Source organism: Bradyrhizobium sp. 25ACV (assembly GCF_054863005.1).
In genome coordinates this window covers 76,663-94,407 of the sequence record NZ_JAVAYO010000024.1, presented here as the reverse complement: position 1 = coordinate 94,407, position 17,745 = coordinate 76,663, and the positions used below count along the sequence as shown (strand labels likewise).

The 17,745-nt window shown below is 64.3% G+C and carries 16 protein-coding genes; 8 read left to right on the top strand and 8 right to left on the bottom strand.

What is annotated here, in order from left to right; all coding sequences use genetic code 11:
- Positions 1-76: 76 nt before the first annotated feature.
- Entirely contained in the window at positions 77-1,849 is a 1,773-nt protein-coding gene (gene aspS / locus RAD04_RS36260) for an aspartate--tRNA ligase (RefSeq protein ID WP_461627606.1), read from the bottom strand.
- Between the two features lie 197 nt (positions 1,850-2,046).
- Here aspS and RAD04_RS36255 point away from each other — a divergent pair, with 197 nt between their 5' ends.
- From RAD04_RS36255 to RAD04_RS36235, 5 genes are all read left to right on the top strand, one after another.
- Positions 2,047-3,519: a protein adenylyltransferase SelO gene (locus RAD04_RS36255; RefSeq protein WP_461627605.1), complete on the top strand. Its 1,473-nt coding sequence runs from the start codon at positions 2,047-2,049 to the stop codon at positions 3,517-3,519.
- 514 nt (positions 3,520-4,033) lie between these two features.
- A complete protein-coding gene (locus RAD04_RS36250; protein WP_461627604.1) occupies positions 4,034-4,882 on the top strand; it encodes a phosphodiesterase in 849 nt (282 codons plus the stop codon).
- 1 nt (position 4,883) lies between these two features.
- Positions 4,884-5,834, top strand: coding sequence for a carbohydrate ABC transporter permease (locus RAD04_RS36245; protein ID WP_461627603.1), 951 nt, complete (start codon positions 4,884-4,886; stop codon positions 5,832-5,834).
- Positions 5,831-6,700, top strand: coding sequence for a carbohydrate ABC transporter permease (locus RAD04_RS36240; RefSeq protein WP_461627602.1), 870 nt, complete (start codon positions 5,831-5,833; stop codon positions 6,698-6,700). The genes RAD04_RS36245 and RAD04_RS36240 overlap by 4 nt, the downstream gene beginning before the upstream one ends.
- Before the next feature lie 11 nt (positions 6,701-6,711).
- Positions 6,712-8,046 carry an ABC transporter substrate-binding protein gene (locus RAD04_RS36235; protein WP_461627601.1) on the top strand — a complete coding sequence of 445 codons (1,335 nt, stop codon included), beginning with the start codon at positions 6,712-6,714 and terminating at the stop codon, positions 8,044-8,046.
- A gap of 72 nt (positions 8,047-8,118) precedes the next feature.
- On the opposite strand, the gene RAD04_RS36230 is transcribed toward RAD04_RS36235, so the two are convergent.
- Positions 8,119-9,108 carry a zinc-dependent alcohol dehydrogenase family protein gene (locus RAD04_RS36230; protein ID WP_461627600.1) on the bottom strand — a complete coding sequence of 330 codons (990 nt, stop codon included), beginning with the start codon at positions 9,106-9,108 and terminating at the stop codon, positions 8,119-8,121.
- Positions 9,109-9,211: 103 nt separating this feature from the next.
- Between RAD04_RS36230 and RAD04_RS36225 the strand changes: the two genes are divergently transcribed.
- A complete protein-coding gene (locus RAD04_RS36225; protein ID WP_461627599.1) occupies positions 9,212-10,111 on the top strand; it encodes a LysR family transcriptional regulator in 900 nt (299 codons plus the stop codon).
- A 351-nt stretch (positions 10,112-10,462) separates the two neighbouring features.
- The gene (gene rnd / locus RAD04_RS36220; protein WP_461620035.1) at positions 10,463-11,611 is read left to right on the top strand and encodes a ribonuclease D; all 1,149 of its coding nucleotides are present in this window, start codon (positions 10,463-10,465) and stop codon (positions 11,609-11,611) included.
- A gap of 193 nt (positions 11,612-11,804) precedes the next feature.
- Here rnd and RAD04_RS36215 read toward each other — a convergent pair whose 3' ends face one another.
- The 5 genes from RAD04_RS36215 to RAD04_RS36195 all read right to left on the bottom strand — a co-directional run bounded on the left by RAD04_RS36215 (position 11,805) and on the right by RAD04_RS36195 (position 15,420).
- Positions 11,805-13,187, bottom strand: a complete 1,383-nt coding sequence (locus tag RAD04_RS36215) for an aspartate aminotransferase family protein (RefSeq protein WP_461627598.1) — start codon at positions 13,185-13,187, stop codon at positions 11,805-11,807.
- A 218-nt stretch (positions 13,188-13,405) separates the two neighbouring features.
- Positions 13,406-13,576 carry a hypothetical protein gene (locus RAD04_RS36210; protein WP_461627597.1) on the bottom strand — a complete coding sequence of 57 codons (171 nt, stop codon included), beginning with the start codon at positions 13,574-13,576 and terminating at the stop codon, positions 13,406-13,408.
- A gap of 30 nt (positions 13,577-13,606) precedes the next feature.
- The gene (locus tag RAD04_RS36205; RefSeq protein ID WP_461627596.1) at positions 13,607-14,170 is read right to left on the bottom strand and encodes an isochorismatase family protein; all 564 of its coding nucleotides are present in this window, start codon (positions 14,168-14,170) and stop codon (positions 13,607-13,609) included.
- Between the two features lie 25 nt (positions 14,171-14,195).
- Positions 14,196-14,816: a GNAT family N-acetyltransferase gene (locus RAD04_RS36200; protein ID WP_028144981.1), complete on the bottom strand. Its 621-nt coding sequence runs from the start codon at positions 14,814-14,816 to the stop codon at positions 14,196-14,198.
- Positions 14,803-15,420: a hypothetical protein gene (locus tag RAD04_RS36195; RefSeq protein ID WP_461627595.1), complete on the bottom strand. Its 618-nt coding sequence runs from the start codon at positions 15,418-15,420 to the stop codon at positions 14,803-14,805. The genes RAD04_RS36200 and RAD04_RS36195 overlap by 14 nt, the downstream gene beginning before the upstream one ends.
- A gap of 70 nt (positions 15,421-15,490) precedes the next feature.
- Here RAD04_RS36195 and RAD04_RS36190 point away from each other — a divergent pair, with 70 nt between their 5' ends.
- On the top strand, positions 15,491-16,531 hold the full coding sequence (locus tag RAD04_RS36190; protein WP_461627594.1) for a LysR family transcriptional regulator: 1,041 nt from the start codon (positions 15,491-15,493) through the stop codon (positions 16,529-16,531).
- Positions 16,532-16,541: 10 nt separating this feature from the next.
- Here RAD04_RS36190 and RAD04_RS36185 read toward each other — a convergent pair whose 3' ends face one another.
- The gene (locus tag RAD04_RS36185) at positions 16,542-17,678 is read right to left on the bottom strand and encodes an autotransporter outer membrane beta-barrel domain-containing protein (RefSeq protein ID WP_461627593.1); all 1,137 of its coding nucleotides are present in this window, start codon (positions 17,676-17,678) and stop codon (positions 16,542-16,544) included.
- Between the last annotated feature and the right edge of the window lie 67 nt (positions 17,679-17,745).

The following is a 17,745-nucleotide window of genomic DNA, read 5'->3' as shown; positions in this document are numbered from 1 at the left end:
ACATGGGCCCCGGCTCAGCAGCGCACCGCTGAAGTAGCGCTGCGCTGCGTCCGGGGCACGGGCAACTCGCCTCGCCTCACTTCTGCGGCAGATTCACCCGCACATGCAGCTCGCGAAGCTGTTTTGTGGTCGCATCCGACGGCGCGCCCATCAGCAAATCCATCGCCTGCTGGTTCATCGGGAACAGCGAGATCTCGCGCAGATTGTTCGTGCCGCAAAGCAGCATCACGATGCGGTCGACGCCCGCGGCCATGCCACCATGCGGCGGGGCGCCATACTGGAAGGCGCGGTACATGCCGCCGAAGCGATCGACCACTTCCTGCTCGCCGTAACCTGCGATTTCGAACGCCTTCACCATCGCTTCCGGCACGTGGTTGCGGATGCCGCCCGAAGCGATCTCGTAGCCGTTGCAGGTGATGTCGTACTGGAACGCCTTGATGGTCAGCGGATCCTGGCCCTTCAGCGCGTCAAGACCGCCCTGCGGCATCGAGAACGGGTTGTGCGAGAAATCGACCTTCTTGTCGTCCTCGTTGTACTCGTACATCGGGAAGTCGACGATCCAGGCGAGCTCGAACCGCTCCTTGTCGGTGAGGTTCAATTCCTCGCCGACCTTGTTGCGGGCAAGGCCCGAAAACTTCCAGAACTTGTCGGGGTCGCCGGCGACGAAGAAGGCGGCATCGCCTTCCTTGACGCCGATCTGCGCGCGGATCGCGGCGGTGCGCTCCGGCCCGATGTTGTTCGCAAGCGGACCTGCGCCCTCACCTCCCTCGCGCCACATGATGTAGCCGAGGCCAGGCTGGCCCTCGCCCTGCGCCCACGAATTCATGCGGTCGCAGAACGCGCGGCTGCCGCCGCCAGGGGCCGGGATCGCCCAGACCTGGTTCTTGGGGTCTTCGAGCATGCGTGCAAAGACCTTGAAGCCGGAGCCGCGGAAGTGCTCGGAGACGTCCTGCATCTCGATGGGGTTGCGCAGGTCCGGCTTGTCGCTGCCGTACTTGCGCAACGCCTCGGCGAACGGAATCCGGCGCCAGCCCTTCGTGACGGGCTTTCCTCTCGCGAACTCCTCGAACACGCCGGTGATGACCGGCTCCATCGCGGCGAACACGTCTTCCTGCGTCACAAAGCTCATCTCGACGTCGAGCTGATAGAATTCGCCCGGCAGACGATCGGCGCGCGGGTCCTCGTCGCGGAAGCACGGCGCGATCTGGAAGTAGCGATCGAAGCCCGACATCATCAGCAGCTGCTTGTACTGCTGCGGCGCCTGCGGCAACGCGTAGAACTTGCCGGGATGGATGCGCGAGGGCACCAGGAAGTCGCGCGCGCCTTCCGGCGAGGACGCGGTCAGGATCGGGGTGTTGAACTCGAAGAAGCCCTGCCCCTCCATGCGCCTACGCATCGACTTGATGATCTCGACGCGCGTCATGATGTTCTGGTGCAGCTTTTCGCGGCGCAGGTCGAGGAAGCGATACTTCAGGCGGATGTCTTCAGGATATTCCTGGTCGCCGAACACAGGCAGCGGCAGATCGCCGGCCGGACCCAGCACCTCGATCTCGGTGACGTAGATCTCGATCTTGCCGGTCGGCAGATCGTCATTGTCGGTGCCCTCGGGGCGCCGGCGGGCGTTGCCGTCCATCCGCACCACGAATTCCGAGCGCAGCTTCTCGGCCAGCGAGAATGCCGGCGAGTCCGGGTCGACCACGCACTGGGTCAGGCCGTAATGGTCGCGCAGGTCGATGAACAGCACGCCGCCATGGTCGCGGACGCGATGGACCCAGCCTGACAGGCGGACCGTCTCGCCGATGTTGCTCTCGCGGAGCGCGCCGCATGTATGTGACCGGTAGCGATGCATGGTCGTCCCAAAAATGATGTCGGAGGAAACGAATCGGACGGCCTGTAAGGGCCGGTCCGAGATTGCGGCAGGGTTTACCCGACGAGACCCAAGGCGGCAACCAAGGGAACGGCCTGTTTTGGGGCTGGATGCGCCCATTTTTGGCTTATTGGGACCCGAGCCTTTGCCATCAGGCGTTCCAGCCCTATCTTGAGCCCATGACGGTCCATTTCCCCTTCCAGAACTCCTATTCGGCGCTGCCGGACAGCTTCTTTGCCCGCGTCGCGCCGACCCCTGTCGCGGCCCCCCGGCTGATCAAGCTGAACCGGCCGCTGGCGGTCCAGCTCGGGCTCGATCCCGACTTGCTGGAGACCCCTGAGGGCGCGGCGATCCTGGCCGGGAAGACGGTTCCCGCAGGCGCCGACCCCATCGCCATGGCCTATGCCGGGCACCAGTTCGGGCAATTCGTGCCGCAGCTCGGCGATGGCCGCGCCATCCTGCTCGGCGAGGTCATCGACAGAAACGGCGTCCGCCGCGACATCCAGTTGAAGGGAAGCGGCCCCACCCCGTTTTCCCGCCGCGGCGACGGCCGCGCCGCGCTCGGGCCGGTCTTACGCGAGTACATCGTCAGCGAAGCGATGCATGCGCTGGGCATCCCGACCACGCGCTCGCTTGCCGCCGTCGTTACCGGCGAGCACGTCATCCGCGAGACCGCGCTGCCCGGCGCGGTGCTGACGCGTGTTGCTTCCAGCCATATCCGCGTCGGCACCTTCCAGTTCTTCGCCGTGCGCCGCGACACCGAGGCGATCCGCCGGCTCGCCGACCACGTCATCGCCAGGCACTATCCCGAACTAGTCGGCGCCGAGCGGCCCTATCACGCGCTGCTCGCCGGCGTCGTCGCCCGTCAGGCCGACCTCGTCGCGCGCTGGCTGCTGGTCGGCTTCATCCACGGCGTGATGAACACCGACAACAGCTCCATCTCCGGCGAGACCATCGATTACGGCCCCTGCGCCTTCATGGACGCCTACAACCCTTCGCAGGTGTTTTCCTCGATCGACGAGATGGGCCGCTACGCCTACGCCAACCAGCCGCGCATCGCGCTGTGGAATTTGACCCGCCTCGCCGAGTGCCTGCTGCCGTTGTTCTCCGACGAGCAGGAGAAGGCGGTGGCCGAAGCCCAGGACATTCTCGGCGCCTTCTCCGAGATTTTCAGCACGGCTTATCAAGCCGGCTTGCGCAAAAAGGTCGGCCTGTTCACGGAGCGTGAAGGCGACGACGCCCTGATCCAGGACCTGCTCGAAGCCATGGCCAAGAACCAGGCCGACTTCACCCTCACCTTCCGCAAGCTCGGCGATTCCGCCGTTGATGACAGCGCGGATGCGCGTGCGCAGTTCATGGAGCCCGCAGCCTTCGACGAGTGGTCCGGCCGCTGGCGCGCCCGCATCGCGCTGGAGCCGCAGAGCGCTGCCGACCGACAAGCCGCCATGCACGCCGTCAATCCGGCCTTCATCCCGCGCAACCACCGCGTCGAGGCTGTGATCCAGGCTGCGGTCAACGACGACGACTACGCCCCGTTCGAGGAGCTGGTGCAAGTGCTGGCCAAGCCGTTCGAGGACCAGCCGGAGTTTGCCGCCTACGCCGATCCGCCGCTGCCGGACCAGCGGGTATTGCGGACGTTTTGTGGGACGTAGACCTGTTCTGGATTGCAAGATGACGCAGCTCTCGGCCCTGACAGATGACGAGATCGAAGCGATCAAGGCGCGCTGCGAGCAGGCGACCGCGGTCCTTGGAAATCGTTCATCGAGAAGCGCGATAAACTAAGCGGATCGGACTTCGTCCAGACCGGAGGCGAAGACATCTACCTCACTGGCGCGACGCTCGCCGATCAGGAATTCATCGCCAACGCGCGACAGGACATTCCGAGATTGATCGCCGAGATCAAGCGCCTGCGCGCGATCGACCGTTAGCTCGATCCGCGGGACAAGAACCAAGTTTGCGCGCTTAGATTAGCTCTGCTCCGCGCAGCACCGCAACTCAAGGTAAGCCGGAACTTTGAATTACCCCTTCGGCTAATCCACCGTGCGCAGCGCGCTGCTGTGGACACGGGAACCACTGTCATCAAACTGAAACACACGCGCTCTAACCGCCTGTCAGGGTCGTCCTGCCGGAGGCACCCATCCTCCAACCGTCCCGACAAAGCGCGCCATGCCCTTCAAATTCATCCACCTCACCGACACGCATCTGGCGAACCCCGGCTTGACGCTCTATGGCCTCGATCCGCGCGCGCGGCTGGATGCGGCGATTGCCGACATCAACACGCATCAGTCCGACGCCGCCTTCGCTGTCGTGACCGGCGACCTCACCCATTGGGGCGAGCCGGAATCTTACGCCAATTTCGCAGACGCAATGGCCGCGCTGAAGATCCCGTACATCGCCATGGTCGGCAATCACGACCGCCGCGTCACCTGCCTCGACGCGCTGAAGGCCGCGCCGCGCGATTCAAACGGCTTCGTGCAGGGCACGCGCACCACCGACCATGGCCTGTTCGTCTTCCTCGACACGCTGGACGAGACCAGCCACGCCGGCGAGATGTGCGCCAAGCGCTTCGACTGGCTCGCGAAGACGGTCGCGGCTGCACCCGCCGACCAGCAGTTCGTCGTGTTCATGCATCACCCGCCCTTCCCGATCGGCGTCCATGCGATGGACGAGATCGGGCTGAAACAGAGCGCGGAGTTCGCCGAGGTGATCGCGCCCTATCGCGCGCGCATCCGCCACCTCTTCTTCGGCCATGTGCACCGGCCGATCTTCGGCAGCTACGGCAAGATCCCGTTCTCCACCCTACGCGGCACCAACCACCAGGTCTGGTTCGAGCTCGACGCTGACGCGCCGCATCTGGCCAGCCACGAGCCCCCCGCCTATGGCGTCGTGCTGATCGACGACGAGAACCTCGTCGTGCACAGCCACGACTTCCTCGACACCAGTCTGCGCTTCCCCTTCGAGCCACCGGCGGGAGTGGACGGCCGCGACTATGCCCTCAACTTTCCGGCGCGCTGAGATGAGCCTCGCCGAACCCGCGGCTCTTCCGGTCGCGACCTCGGCGGCGCCGCGCCTGGACGTCCTGAAGCGCCTCGGCACACGCTTCAAAGCTTCGCTGCCCGCCTATCTCCTGTTGCTGCCCTCGCTGGTCTTCCTCGCGCTGTTCACCTATGGCGCGATGGGCCGCGTATTCATCGATGCGCTCTACCAGCGCGCCACACCGAAGGCGCCGGTCCGCTTCATCGGCCTCGACAACATCGCAGCGGTGCTGGCCGACCCCGCCTTCTCCGGCGCGGTCGTCAACAATCTCGTCTATGCGGTCGGCACTGCGGTCCCCAGCATCGGCCTCGCGCTGCTGTTCGCGTTGGCGCTGTCGCGCACCAACGCCGTCAGCAGCGCGCTGCGTGCGGCGCTATTCCTGCCGGTGCTGATCCCGATGGTCGCGGCCTCCGCGCTGTTCATGTTCATCTTCCTGCCCAATGTCGGCCTGCTCGACTACTATATCGGCCGCTTGCTCCCGGTGCTGCCGAACTGGCTCGGCGACCCCGACATCGCGCTCTATGCGATCATGGTCATCACGATCTGGAAGAACGCGGGCTATTACATGCTGTTCTTCCTCGCCGGCCTTCAGGCCGTGCCGGAAGACGTGATGGAGGCCGCGCATCTCGACGGCGCCGGGCCGTACATGCGCTTCCGCCACATCATCCTGCCGGAGCTCAAGCCCACTTTCCTGTTCGTCATCGTGATCGCCACGCTCAACGCGGTGACGCAGGTCGACCACGTCTTCGTCATGACCCAGGGCGGACCGTCGAACTCGACCAACCTCGTGCTGTTCTACATCTACCAGCAGGCGGTCGAGCATTACGACGTCGGCAAGGCCTCGGCCGCGACGCTGCTGACGCTCGCCGCACTGATGGGCCTCACCGCCCTCTCCTTCCGCACCATGGCGAACCGCGAGGGTGGACCATGAAGCTGATAGACCGGCTCTACAAGGACGCCCCGCTCGCCACCCGCGGCGAGATCACGCCCAAGCTCGGCTTCGCGCTGACGGTGCTGCTCGCGATCGTCTGGCTCATCCCGTTCCTGTGGATGGTCGTGGCGACGCTGCGCCCGGCCTCCGACGGCATCAATGCCATGGCCGAGCTGATGCCGAGCCTCAAGCCGACGCTCGACAATGTCAGGGATGCCTGGGATATCGGCGATTTCCCGCGCTACACGCTCAACACCACGATCATCTGCGCTGGCATTTTGCTGGTGCAGTTCGCCACGATCACGCTGGCGGGCTTTGCCTTTGCGCGCCTCGCCTTCGTCGGCAAAACGCTGATCTTCTATCTGTTCCTGATGCAGCTGATGCTGGTGCCGGTGCTGCTGATCGTACCGAACCTGTCGCTGGTGGCGCAACTCGGCCTCTACGACACGCTCACCGGCGTGATGATGCCGTTCTTCGCCTCCGCCTTCGGCACCTTCCTGATGCGCCAGGCGTTCGAAGCCATTCCGACCGAGCTGGAAGACGCAGCCCTGATCGATGGCGCCAGCCTGTTCCAGCGCATCCGTCACATCTACGTGCCGCTGTCGATGCCGAGCTTCTCGGCCTTCGCCATCATCTCCGTCACTAGCCACTGGAACGACTTCCTGTGGCCGCTGATGGTGATCAATTCGCCAGACAAGCGGCCGCTCACGGTCGGCCTCTCCGTCTTCACCAAGACCGCCGAGGGCACGCAGGCCTGGGGCACCATCGCCGCCGGCACGCTGATGGTGATCGCGCCGCTGCTCATCACCTTCCTGATCTTCCAGAAGCGCTTCATCAGCTCTTTCGTCACCTCAGGCATCAAATAGGAGATTTTTCGATGCTGTTCTCCCGCAGGCTCATGCTGGGCCTCGCCATCGCAGGCTCTATGGCAGGCGCCCTCGCGCTTCCGGCTCTCGCCGGCGAAGGCCCGACCGAAATCGATTTGTTCTTCCCCGTCCCCGTCGACGGCAAGCTCGCCCGCGACATGGGCACCTTGATCAAGGAGTTCAACGAGACCCATCCGGACGTCAAGGCGACCGCGGTCTACACCGGCTCCTATGACGACACGCTGATCAAGACGCGCGCCGCAATCAAGGCCGGCAAGCCGCCGTCCGCCGTGATCATGTCGGCCAACTTCCTGCTCGACATGCAGATCGAGAACGAGCTCACCAATCTCGATGCCCTGATCAAGGCCGACGGCACCACCAAGGAGCAGTTCCTCGGCCAGTTCTTCCCCGCGCTGCAAGGCAATGCTGTGATCAACCGCTCGGTCTACGGCGTGCCCTTCCACAATTCGACGCCGCTGCTCTACATCAACGCCGACAAGGTCAAGGAAGCCGGCCTCGATCCGAGCAAGCCGCCGCAGACCTGGGCCGAGCTCACCGACTGGGCCAAGAAGCTCACCAAGCGGGAGGGCGACAAGGTGACCCAATGGGGCATCGCGATCCCCTGTGCCTACGACTATTGCGGCTGGATGATGGAAACGCTGACCATGAGCAATGGCGGGCGTTACTACAACGAGGAGTTCGGCGGCGAGGTCTATTATGACACGCCCTCGATGCTTGGCGCGCTGACCTGGTGGAATGACCTTGTCTACAAGCACAAGGTCCACGCGCCCGGCGCCACGCCCGGCCCTGCCGTCAGCACCTCCTTCATCTCAGGCAATGCTGCGATGATGATGCTGTCGACGGGCTCACTCACTTACGTGCGCGACAACGCCAAATTCGCCTACAACGTCGCCTTCATCCCGCGCAACGTCCGCAACGCCGTGCCGATCGGCGGCGCCTCGCTGATCGTTCCGGCCGGGCTCGAGGCCGACAAGCAGAAGGCCGCCTGGACGCTGATCAAGTGGATGACCTCGCCCGAGAAAAGCGGCTGGTGGAGCCGCGCCACCGGCTATTTCGCGCCCAACATGGCCGCCTACAAGACGCCCGAGATGGTGGACTTCCTCAACAAGAACCCGGACGCCAAGACCGCTGTCGAGCAGCTCGACGTGGCAAAACCCTGGTTCGCGACCTACAAGACCGTCCCCGTCCGCAAGAACCTCGAGGACGAGGTGATGCTGGTCCTCAACGGCAAGAAGCAGCCGAAGGAAGCCCTCGCCGCCGCCCAGAAGGCCGCGGATGAGACGCTCAAGCCGTACAATGCAGAGACGTCGCTGAAGCTGCCGTAAGGCCACTTCAAACGGCAAACGTATTTCGGCGCTCCGCCATGTGGGGCGCCGAATTCGTTTGGACGGGCCGGTTCAGATCGTCACGACAATCTTGCCGAACTGCGTGTTCGACTCCAGGAAGCGATGCGCCTCGACAATATCCTCGAACTTGAACGTTCGCGCGATGATCGGCTTCAACGTGTCGTCCGCCACCCCATCGCGGATGAAAGCCTTGGCCCGCCCAAGTCGCGTCGGATCGCGGACGATCTCGTGCACGAGGTAGCCGCGCAGGACCAGGCTCTTGGTCAACACGTTGAAGAGCGGGAACGGCGTCGGCTCAGGGCTCAGCCCGCCATATTCGATCAGGATGCCGCCCGGCGCCATCGCCGCAGTCAGCCGCTCGAACGCCGGACCGCCGACGGCATCAAGCACCACACGGACGCCGTTTGAACCGGCGATCTCCGCCAGCCGCGCTGCGATATCCTCCTCGTCTGAGGCCACGACGTCAGCGGCACCGGCATCGAGCAAGGCCCGCCGCTTGGCCGATGTCCGGGTCAGGGCGACCGGGACAGCCCCGATCCGGTTGGCGATCTGGATTGCTGCAAGCCCGACACTGCTCGATGCCGCCGTGATGGCGACCACGTCCCCTCGCAAGAGTCCGGCGATGTCAACCAGCGCGCCGTAGGCCGTCAGATACTGCATCCATAGCGCTGCCGCTGTCTCGAAGCTTAGATCGGGTGGATGCTTTACGACGAGTTCGGCCGGAAAAGCTGCGAGCTCCGCATAAGCCGGCCATCGCACCATGGATGTCGGCGGCACGATACTGACGGCATCGCCCGGCGCAAAGCCGGCCACGCCTTCTCCGACAGCCTCGACAAGACCCGCCGCCTCGAGACCAAGACCGGACGGAAATTGGGCGGTCTCGATGTAGGACCCCGACCGTAACAGGGCTTCCGCACGGTTGAGGCCGAGCGCCCTGATCCGAATCTGAACCTCGCCCTTCGCCGGCGGCGGAACGTTGACGGTCTCGATACCCAGCACTTCGGGACCGCCATGGCGGTGAAAGCGAACGACGCGGGTCATGGATCCACTCCAAAACAGTTGAACTGAATGGCGCTATGCCAATCCTAAGGAAGTGGATAAATCGGCAAAGTATGCGAACAGTCGAAACCAGGAGTTTTCAATCATGGACCGCCTGACCAGCATGGCCGTGTTCGTTCGGGCTGTCGACCTCGGCTCGTTCGCGGCTGCGGCCGACGCCCTGGAGATGTCGGGGCCGATGGTCGGCAAGCATGTGCGCTTCCTCGAAGAGCGCCTCGGCGTCCGCCTCCTCAACCGCACCACACGGCGACAGAGCCCGACCGAGGCTGGCCAGGCCTATTACGAGCGCTGCCGCGCAGTGCTCAGCGAGGCCGAAGCCGCCGACGCCGTCGTTGCCGACGAGCGTTCCGAGCCGCATGGAAAGCTGCGGGTGACCATGCCTTCCTTGCTCGGACGGCACTGCATCGCCCCGCTGTTGATGAAGCTCGCGCGAAAGTATCCGCATCTCGAGCTCGACCTCTCCTTCGGCGACCCGATCGCTGACATCATCGAGGCCGGCTACGATCTTGCGATCCGGACCGGCGATCTCGATGATCAATCCGGCCTGATCGCGCGGCGCATCGCAAGCCAGCGCATGGTGGTGTGCGGCGCTCGCACGTATTTGCGCATCAACGGCAAGCCGAAATCGATTGACGATCTCTCCGCGCATCAGGCGATCATCTATCGCCGCCGCGGGCGCGTTCGGCCGTGGCTGTTTCCGCAAACAGACCAGCCTCCGCGCGAGATCATGCCATCCGGCAGGCTGAGGCTCGACGATCTCGAGGCGATTGCCGATGCCGCCACGCAGGGCATGGGGCTCGCCTGGCTACCGTACTGGCTGGTTCGCGAGCGCCTCGCAACCGGAGCGCTCATCAGGCTCCTCAGCGGTCAACCGGAATTCCTCTACGAATGCCACGCGCTCTGGCCGCGCTCACCCCGGTTGCCGCCAAAGGTCCGCGTGGCCGTGGATACCTTGGCCGCAGCCCTGCCGAAGCTGATGACATGAAGGGCGGTTTCCGCCGTTAACCCCTCATCCACCATCCGGCCCACCCCGCCGCCGGTAACCATTGCAATTAACAGACCCTCAACGCGCCCCCGACAAATCTATCAATGTTTCTGGAGGTTTCGCCGTGGATCTGTTGGTTTTCGAGTTCCTGGGATTGGCATTGGTCGCCATGTGCGTGATCGTGGTGGCGTTGCCCTGCGCCCGCAAATCCTCGCACCGGGTCCGCTACGAATAGGAATTTCGTCGGAAAAAGCGATTCCGGTCCAAATTCAAGGCTCGAATTCGCATCGAGCCCCTTGACATCACAGCACTTTCGGCAGAACGGCTGATATCAAGTGTCATGGGCCGTTCATGGATTTGATTACCACCACCGCTGACCTCGCGGCTGCCTGCAGCCGGCTGGCCAAGCACCCCGTCATTACCGTCGATACCGAGTTCCTGCGCGAGACCACCTACTACCCGCTGCTATGCGTGGTGCAGATGGCCAGCGCCGAGGAAGCCGTCGTCGTCGATACCCTGGCCGAGGGGATCGACCTCAAGCCGTTCTTCGAGCTGATGGCCAACGAGGCCGTGCTGAAGGTCTTCCACGCCGCCCGTCAGGACATCGAGATCATCTGGCACCAGGCCAACATCATCCCGCATCCGGTGTTCGACACCCAGGTTGCCGCGATGGTGCTGGGGTACGGCGACAGCATCGCCTATGACGCGCTGGTCGAGAAAGTCACCGGCCACCGCCCCGACAAGACCCACCGCTTCACCGATTGGTCACGCCGGCCGCTGACCAAGGAGCAGATGCATTACGCCGTGTCCGACGTCACGCATTTGCGCGACGTGTTCGCAGCGCTCGATGCCGACCTCAAAAAGCGCCGCCGCAGCGAATGGGTCTCCATCGAGATGGAGGTCCTGACCTCCCCCCGAACCTACGATTTCCACCCCGAGCGCGCCTGGGAGCGGCTGAAGACGCGCGTGCGCAAGCCGAAGGATCTCGCGGTGCTGATGGAGGTCGCGGCCTGGCGCGAGCAGGAGGCGCAGAGCCGCGACGTGCCGCGCGGCCGCGTGCTGCGCGACGAGGCCATCAGCGATATCGCGACCCACGCGCCGAACACGCTGGAGAAGCTCGCCCATCTGCGCTCGGTGCCGAAGGGGTTCGAGAAGTCCAAATGGGGCGCGGACATCGTCGCCGCGGTCGAGCGCGGGCTAGCGCGGGATTTTGCGACGCTGCCGAAGCTGGAGAAGCCGCGCAACAACAACAATGGCGCCGCCATCGTCGAGCTGTTGAAGGTGTTGCTGCGCATGACCGCCGAGAAGCATGCGGTCGCCAGCAAGGTGATCGCGACCGTCGACGATCTCGAGGAGATCGCGGCCGACGACGAAGCCGACGTGCCGGCACTGCGCGGCTGGCGCCGCGAGCTGTTCGGCGACGCTGCCTTGAAGCTCAAGCGCGGCGAGCTGGCGCTGGCGGTCGAGAAAGGCCGCGTGATCGGCGTGCAGCGGGCGTAGGGCTCAACTGGAAGCCACCAAGGCGCAAACTGTTGCTCGTCATCCTGAGGTGCGAGACGCGTGGTGCAGAGCACCACGCGGGGAGCCTCGAAGGATGAACGCCCGTGCTGCTACAGCCGGGCCGTCGCCCTTCGAGGGCCGCTGAAGAAGCGGCCGCCTCAGGGTGACGGTGTAGATTTGAGGCCGGTGTACCCTACGCCGGCGTCAGCTTCGCCACTTCCGCCTTCATGTCGTTCAGCACACCCGAGATCGCGGCGACGAGGTCGTCGATCTGCGCCTTGGTGACGATCAGCGGCGGGCAGATGGCGATGGCGTCCAGCATGTTGCGCGAGATCACGCCGCGCTCCTGGAGCATGCGGCTGGCGATGCCGCCGACGGCGCCCGGCGTCGCGGCCGCCGTCTTGCGTCCCTTGTCGAGCACGAGCTCGATCGCCGCGATCATGCCGACGCCGCGGACCTCGCCGACCAGCGGATGACTGGTGAGCTCGCGCAGTCTGCCCTGCATGTAAGCGCCGAGCTCGGCGGCATGTGCGACCAGGCCGCGCTCCTCGATGATCTTGAGGTTTTCCAGCGCAACCGCCGATCCGACCGGATGACCGCCCGCAGTGAAGCCGTGGCCGAGTACGCCGATCTTGTTGCTCTCGTCCGCGATCGGCTCGAACATGCGGTCGTTCATGATGATCGCCGAGAACGGGAAATAGCTCGAGGTGATCTGCTTGGAGACCACGAGCACGTCAGGCTTGATGCCGTAGGTCTCGCAGCCGAACATCTTGCCGGTGCGGCCGAAGCCGCAGATCACCTCGTCGGCGACCAGCAGGATGTCGTACTTGTTCAGGACTGCCTGGATCTTGTCCCAATAGGTCGCCGGCGGCACGATGACGCCGCCCGCGCCCATCACCGGCTCGCCGAAGAACGCCGCGATCGTATCTGGCCCTTCCTTCTGAATCAGCGCGTCGAGCTCCTCGGCCCGGCGCGTCGCAAACGCTTCCTCTGTCTCGCCGGGCGCGCCGTCCTTGTAGAAATGCGGCGAGCCCGTGTGCAGGATGTTCGGCAGCGGCAGGTCGAACGAGCGGTGGTTGTTCGGCAGGCCCGTGAGGCTCGCCGAGGCAATGGTGACGCCGTGATAGGCGCGCATCCGGCTGATCACCTTCTTGCGCTGGGGCTGGCCGAGCGCGTTGGAGCGATAGGCGATCAGCTTGAGGACGGTGTCGTTGGCTTCCGAGCCGGAATTGGTGAAGAACACCTTGCTCATCGGCACAGGCGCGAGCGCGACCAGCTTCTCGGCAAGGTCGATTGAGGGCCCGTGCGATTTGGCGGAGAACGTGTGATAGAACGGCAGCGCCTGCATCTGCTTGTGCGCAGCCTCGACCAGTCGCTTCTCGTTGAAGCCGAGCCCGACGCTCCACAGGCCGGCCATCGCCTCGAAATAGCGCTTGCCCGACGCATCGAAGACGTAAGGACCCTCGCCGCGCTCGATCACCAGGGGACCCGCCTGCTGATGGGTGCGCGCGTTGGTGTAGGGATGGAGCTGATAGGCTACATCCCGGGCCTCTTGCGAATTGGGCAGCATGGACATTTGCGGAGATCCTTGAAAGCGTCACGTCGCAGGCATAGCCGGCGTCATCACTCGATGATCAAGTACCTTGGCTATTGCGACAGCGCAGAACTTGCAACGCCAATTCGTCGGCAGCAAGCGCTCAGCAGCGATGCACAAAGATGCACGCGACAAAGCTGCACGTGACATTGCCGCACGTGACAAATCCGCTCATGGCGAAGCAACACGTGGAGCAGCTCTCATGCCGCGTCGTCGTCATGCCCGTCGTCAGTGCCGGTGGTGGCTTCCCTCACCTCCACCAGCGCCATCGAGAGCAGATAGACCGTCGTCGGCAAACCAAGCCCGCGCGCCCTCTCGGCCGCACGCGACAGATCGCTCGCCAGCTCCTTGAGCTCGTCTCCCCGTGACAATCTCTCACCCCATCCGCCGGTTGCGGCCGCCTACACCGCAACGGCGCCGCTGGTTCTGATCAGTTCGGCGCTGGACTGGATTGTAGCAAAATTCCCGATGACATTCACTACCGCACGCTTATAGGCGGCGGCATCGCCCGTACCCGGCTGCCGGCAAGCCACGGCGTCAGCGACGATTTGGTAGCGATGGCTGCGGTGAAACCCATCAACGGCAGTGGCCAGGATGGTTTCGTCCAGGGAAAAACCGATCAGAATGCAGCGCACAGCCCGGATATTGGACATGTAGTCCACAAACCGCGACGAGCTGTAGGCCGAGGGCAGCGGATGGTCGAATGTCATCTCTCCCGGCCGCGGCTTGGTCTCCGCGATCCAATCGGTCAGCCTCGATGCCGGATTGAACCATGCCGCCTGCGCGATCCGCTTCAGATGCATCACCGGCCAGAGATTGGCCCGCCACAAGGTCAGGAGTTCCAGGCAGCGCGCAGTGACGGCGTCGCCGTCGAGGACGACGTGGCGGCGCCCAGGGGTCAGATATTCGACCTGGAGATCCGCGCAGACCAGGATCGGCGGATCATCGTGGATGGAAGCCAGCATTGTCTTGCGCAGAGCTGCACCAATTTCAACGGTCGGCGAGCGCGAGGTCCCGCAGCGGTGAGGTCACCGCCCGCCCCGCCGAAGCGTCGAGCACGCCCGGCCGGTCCCAATCGCCTTCGGGGCGGATGATCACGTAGGGATCGCTGTCCAGCGTGATCGCGTCCGGGCCCGGCTCGATTTCCAGCAGCATTTCCGTGTAGGAAAAATCCGAGAACGTGACCTTGCGATTGTGGCCGAGCGGCTTGGCGCCGAAATGGGCCCAAAAATCGACCAGCCTGTCCTGTGCCTGGCCGTAGATCTTGCGAAAGCCCTTGCGCTTCACATAGTCGACGCTGGCCTGCACCAGCTTGAACGAGACGCGCGAGCGCCGGTATTGGTGACGCACCGCGAGCCGCTCCACCTTGGCGAAATCGCCGAAGAAGCGCACCCGCAGGCAGCCTGCGGGCTCGTTGCCGACGAAGCCGATGAAATGGGCCGCGACCATGTCGTTGCCGTCGAACTCCTCCTCGAACGGACAATCCTGCTCGGCGAGATAGACCGCCGAGCGAATGGCGGTGACCAGCATGAGATCGCTTGGATCGCGCGCAAGGCGGATGGTGATGGCGCGGGAACAGGGCTTGGCGACAGGAATCCTAGTACCGTGCATCTGCAAAACTCCTTGCTTGGATGATCGCGCCTGGCATCCGCATCGGCTGCCGATGCCAGGGCCGCTCGTAGCACCAGAGGTCGGGCTGGAAGCTCGGGACCGGCGCAAAGCCGGTCGCCTTCATGATATCGCGTCCAGCCACCGTTGACGGCTGCGCATAGCAATCGGCGCTGCGAAACCTTAGCTGTCGCAGATGTGCTGCAGCCTTGCCGAGACCGGCGATACCGCGTCCCGTCGCCGCGATCGCCCAGATGTAGATGGCAGCGACCTCTTCGTTCGCGGAAGCGAGATAGCGCGTCTCGGGCGCGGTGAGGCAGATCTCGTCGAGCAGCAACGCATCGTGCCCGCGGTCATTGAGAAACAGGAAAGCCATGCCGCCGACGAGATCGCCCTTCCGGCGGAACGTCAGGATGCTCTGGGGATCGAACGTGAAGTAATGCGCAAGCTCGGCTGTCCCGATCCGCACGCCCGGCACCAGCCGTTGCGCCATCTCCGAAAGCGCGGCAATTTCGGAAAATTGCGCGCAGCGGACATCCACATCCGGGCTCAGCGGCAAGGCATCGAAATCATGCCTTGCGGCAAACGAGCCTCTTTCCATAGCCATATCGCGCCTCTATCGTCCGGAGCTTTCGTGCCCGCTATGCCAATGAGCTTAGCGGCTGGGGATCAGGAGTATGCAGCAGTTATTGCACCGGGGTGCTGCTATGATGCAGCACCGTGAAGAAGCCCTGGGCGCGTCCTGGGATGATTTGAAACTGTTTTTAGCGTGCGCAAAATATAAAAGTTTTCGCAATGCCGCCGAGGAGCTCGGGCTCACCTCCACGACGCTGATGCGTCGGGTCGACCGGCTCGAAGAGAGTATCGGCTGCAAGCTGTTCCTGCGCGACCAGAGCGGGCTCACGCTCAGCGATGAAGGCACCGCGATGATCGCCGACGTTGCGCATATGGAGCGTCATGCCTTCAACGTCTTCCGGCGCGCCTCGCGGTCGTCGAACGACACCTCAGGCACCGTACGCGTCGCGGTGACGGAAGGCCCCGGCAATTTCTGGATCCTGCCGCGACTGATCGACTTCCAGAAGACCTACCGCAAGATCACCGTCGATCTGCGCTGTGCGATGGAGCAGGCCGACGTCGCACGACTTGAATCGGACATCGCGATCCAGCTCGAGCCGCCGACCAATCCGGATCTGATCGTCGCCAAGCTCGGTCGTCTGCACATCTATCCCTTCGTCTCCAAGGAGTACGAAAATCTCTACGGCGTGCCGACGACGCTGGCCGACCTGAAGAACCACCGCATCATCAAGCAGAGCGCGCCGCAGGTCGACGACGGCGCCTACGCGCGCGTGCTCGGACTGAGGTCGCTCGAGGGCATCGTCGGGATCAAGACCAATTCCTCGGTCGGCGTGCTCTACGCCGTCGAGCGCGGCGCCGGCATCGGCTTCCTGCCGACGGTTTCGACCGCGCTCGGCGCGCCGCTGATCGCCGTCGATCTCGGCGTCAGCCACCACGCCGATCTCTGGCTCACCTATCACCGGGAATTCCGCACCTCCGAGCGGCACAAGATCGTGGTCGATTGGCTGAAGAAGATCTTTGATCCCAAGACCCATCCCTGCTTCCGCGACGAGTTCATCCATCCGAACGCGCTGGTGCCGATGATGACGGCGGCGCGCGAGGGTTTTGGATTGACGGGATATGTCGCGGCGACGCCGACCTAGGAGGCTGTGCCTACCAGCGATATTCGAAGCCGACCGTGCCTTGATGCGAGGTCAGTTCGTTGCGGAACTTGCCGTCGTAATTGACGTAGAGCCGCGCCACGCTCGTCAGGCTCAGCGAAGCCGAGGCACCGGCATCCACGCCGTAACGGCTCTCGCCGATGCCGGGAACGACGATGTTCTGAGCGCCGAGGCTGACCTGGACCGATCCCAGGTCCTGGTGGAAATTGTCGACGAACTTGCCGTAGGCGGATAGGTCCAGGATCTTCTGATCGATGATGAAGTAGCGGCCGATCTCGGCCCCGATCATGATGCGTGCGCGTGAGAGCGCCGTCGAACCAACGTTGAGCGGATCGAGGCCGCCGGCCTCCTGGAACGCCGCGCTGGTGGCGCGCACATATTCCAGCGCGCCCTTGGGCACGATGCGCATCTGGTCCTTGGTCCAGTAATAGCTGATCTCGGTCAGCGCGCCGTCGACCGCGGCGCGATAGCCCGCGGTCGCAAGGCCAAGGCCGGTGTCGCGGCTGGAACGGACCTTGCCGAAACCGTGCACCACGGCAAAGGCCCAGGTCCATGGCCCCTTGTCGACCGAGCCGTTGAAGCCGATTTGCGTCAGGTCGAGCGTGGCCGATTGCAGCGCCAGCGGCACGTCGACGTCGGTGTGGCTCTGGTCGACCGAGAAGCCGAGATTGACGCCCGGGGCTACGCGCGCGCCAAAACCGGCGACACCGCCAACCGTCTTGCGCTTGTCGCCGACGAAGTCGCCTTGCGGATCGGTCCGGACCGAGATGCCGTAGCCCTCGAACCAGGTGCGGTAGCGCGGATCTTCGGTGCTGGCGGACGCGCCGCCGCCGCCGGGATTGGTCCGGAACGCCCGGTCGAAACCGTTCGATGCCCGGTTGCCGAGCCGCTCCAGGAAATTCGAGCCGAGATCGAGCGCAGCGTTGCCGGCTGACGGGGACGGGATCGGGGTGGGCGACGGCGTGGGCGTCGGGGTCGGCGTAGGCGTAGGGCTTTGCGCGAAGACGGGTGACGTGGCCGACATCATCACGACGATCGCAAACGCCGTCGCGATCGCTGCCGCGACCCTGCGGACGCGGTCCAGCCCGATCGTCAGCCGTGTCCCGGAGAGCTGCGTGGTGCAGCACATGACGACTCATCCCAAAGCAAAGCGCGGCGCGCAAAAATACAACACGACGCGCGGCCGCACGCGGCGA